The organism is Herminiimonas sp., from assembly GCF_030645555.1.
Taxonomy (GTDB): domain Bacteria; phylum Pseudomonadota; class Gammaproteobacteria; order Burkholderiales; family Burkholderiaceae_D; genus Oxalicibacterium.
This window is the reverse complement of sequence record NZ_JAUSME010000164.1, coordinates 1-3,288: the sequence shown is the minus strand read 5'-3', so window position 1 is coordinate 3,288 and position 3,288 is coordinate 1. Positions and strand designations below refer to the sequence as shown.

Annotated in this window: 2 protein-coding genes; one reads left to right on the top strand and one right to left on the bottom strand. The window is 53.6% G+C overall.

Translation table 11 applies throughout. The annotated features are described in order from the left end of the window. Nucleotides 1-2,078: polyphosphate kinase 1 (ppk1, locus tag Q7T06_RS06590; RefSeq protein WP_304782228.1), on the bottom strand; the 2,078-nt coding region annotated here is incomplete at its 3' end. Nucleotides 2,079-2,256: 178 nt separating this feature from the next. On the opposite strand from ppk1, the gene pstS reads away from it, so the two are divergent. Then, nucleotides 2,257-3,288 (top strand): phosphate ABC transporter substrate-binding protein PstS (gene pstS, locus Q7T06_RS06585; protein WP_304782225.1); only part of this gene is annotated, 1,032 nt, incomplete at its 3' end.

Genomic DNA, 3,288 nt, shown 5'->3' with positions numbered 1-3,288 from the left:
ACTTCCATCAAATGTTGTTGTGCGCTGAACGCGGCTGATTTACCGCGCGGTTTGCGCTTCTGGTAAACACCGTTGGGATCGAGTTCCCAGGCGTTCATATTGTCCTTCAGATAGGGATTCAAGCCCTCTGCAATCACGCGTTTTTTCAGTGCCGGATCGAGTATAGGGAAGGCGACTTCTATGCGGCGGAACAGGTTGCGGTTCATCCAGTCTGCACTCGACAGGTAGACGTCGTGCGCTAGGTCGTTGCGGAAATAAAAGATGCGGCTGTGTTCGAGAAAGCGGCCGACGATAGAGCGCACGCGGATGTTTTCCGACAGGCCAGCCACGCCCGGACGCAAGGCGCAGGCGCCGCGCACGATCAAGTCTATCTTCACGCCATCGGCCGAAGCGGCATACAGGGCGCGGATCACCGATTCATCCAGCAAGGCATTCATCTTGGCGATGATGCGGCCGGGTCGGCCCATGCGCGCGATCTTCGCTTCGTTGCGTATGGCCTTGATGAATTCCTTTTGCAGCGCGAACGGCGCCAGCCACAGATGATCGAGCTTTTTCGATTTGGTCAGGCTGGTCAGATGGATGAAGACTTCATTGACCTCGGTTGCAAGCGCCGGATTGGCCGTCAGCAAGCCGAAGTCTGTATAAAACTTGGTGGTGCTGGGGTGATAGTTGCCGGTGCCCAGATGTGCGTAGTAACGCAAGCCGGCTTCTTCGCGGCGTATGACCAGGGCCATTTTTGCGTGGGTCTTCAGTCCGACCACGCCATAGACGACCTGTGCGCCGGCGCGCTCGAGCCGATCGGCCCAGTTGATGTTGGCTTCTTCATCGAAGCGCGCCATCAGTTCGACGATGACGGTGACTTCCTTGCCGCGCTGGGCTGCGATGATCAGCGATTCCATCAAGTCGGAATTCATGCCGGTACGATATATCGTCTGCTTGATGGCTACGACATCCGGATCGTTGGCGGCACTGCGGATGAAGTCGAGCACAGGCTGGAAGGACTGGAAGGGATGGTGCAACAGCACGTCATGCTTGCCTATGGTGCTGAACAGATCGGTATTCGCCAGTTTGGCCGGATACATAGGCGAGTAGGGCGGGAAGCGTAATTCTGGCTTGGTGACGTGATCGATCAATTCCGACAGGCGCACCATGTTGACCGGGCCATCGACTGCGTACAGGCGGTTCTTGTCGATCGAAAATTGTTCCAGCAGAAATTGCGAAAGATGCGCGGGGCAATTCTTCGCGACTTCGAGCCGGACTGCGACGCCAAAATTGCGGCTCTGTAGTTCGCCCTGCAAGGCCTGGCGCAGATTCTTGACTTCTTCTTCATCTACCCACAAGTCGCTGTTACGTGTAACGCGGAACTGTGAATAGGCGAGCACATCGCGCCCGGTGAACATATCGTTGATATGCGCGTGGATGACGGAAGACAGCAGGCAGAACGAGACGCCATTCTTGGATAACTCTGCCGGCAACTGTATGACGCGCGGCAAGACCCGCGGCGCCTTCAAGATGGCGATCGCAGTGCCGCGGCCGAAGGCATCCTTGCCGGACAGTTCAACGATGAAATTCAAACTCTTGTTGACCACTTGCGGGAATGGATGGGCAGGATCGAGGCCGATAGGCGTCAGCAGAGGACGCACTTCACGATCGAAATAAGCCTTGACCCAGGCTTTTTGCGCCTCATTGCGGTCCTGGTCGCGTAATAGATGGATGCCCTGCTGCGCCAGTTGCGGCAACACATCTTCATTCAATACGCGATATTGGCGTTCGACGATTTGGTGGCATTCAGCGGCAGCGGTGGACAGGTTGGCAGACAATGCTGGCGATGGGGTGGACTCGCCATCCAGATGATCATTTGCCAACATGCTGGCGATGCGTACTTCAAACAATTCATCCAGATTGTTGCTGACTATACATAGATACTTGAGGCGTTCGAGCAGCGGGACGGCGGGATTTTCAGCTTGTGCCAGTACGCGGCGGTTGAATGCCAGTTGCGATAATTCCCGGTTCAGGTAAATTGCACTTTTGGATAGGGGGGCTGCCGGGATGGCTGCTACTGCGACTTTCTTGTGCATTTTCTTGACTTTGGCCATGGTTGATCCCGCGAGTGTAGTGATCCATTATGACAACTTAATGACAGCCTTTTTTGTGTTTAATCAAGTTTATGACATGATTTTTTAGAAGTCATAAAGCTGTCATAATCGTCAGTTAGAGTTCGATCTGTCTTAATTAGTTAACCCCTAAGGAGCAGATATGCGATTGAATCAATTGGTCAAAACCGCTGTAATCGCTGCAGGTGCAGCAGTGGCATTTTCGTCCGCAGTGGCTGCCGATATTACCGGCGCTGGTGCAACTTTCCCTTATCCTATTTATTCGAAATGGGCTGAATCTTATAAAGCAGCAACCGGCAATGGCTTGAACTATCAATCCATAGGCTCCGGCGGCGGCATCAAGCAAATCAAGGCCAAGACCGTCGATTTCGGCGCATCCGACATGCCTTTGAAGGCAGCAGACCTGGAGACAGAAGGTTTGATCCAGTTCCCTGCGATCATGGGCGGCGTAGTGCCTATCGTGAATCTGGACGGTGTAACACCAGGTCAATTGAAAATGACGCCTGACGTACTCGCCAATATCTATCTCGGCAAGATCCTTAAATGGAACGATGCGCAAATCACAGCATTGAACCCAGGTGCAAAATTGCCTGACGCAGACATCACTGTCGTGCACCGTTCGGATGGATCGGGTACCACTTTCCTGTGGACCGACTTCCTGTCCAAAACCAATGCTGACTTCAAGGCAACCGTTGGTGCAGGTACTGCAGTTAAATGGCCAGCTGGTGTAGGCGGCAAAGGTAACGAAGGCGTTGCAGCCAACGTACAACGCATCAAGGGTTCTATCGGCTATGTTGAATACGCTTACGCCAAAAAGAACAAGATGTCGCACACCCAGGTTAAAAACCGCGATGGCCAATTCGTGCAACCTGACGATGAAACCTTCAAGGCAGCAGCAGCAGGTGCCGACTGGGCAAAAACTCCAGGCATGGAAGTCGTTCTGACCAATCAGCCAGGCAAAGCCAGCTGGCCTATCACCGGCGCATCGTTCATCCTGATGCACAAATCGCAAGCATCGGCTGAGCGCGCCAAGGAAGTCTTGAAATTCTTTGAGTGGTCTTACAAAAACGGTGGCGCAATGGCTACCGAGCTGGATTATGTCGCGATGCCTGCTCCGGTTGTCAAACTGGTGCAAGATGCATGGAAAGCAAATCTGAAAGACGCTTCCGGCAAG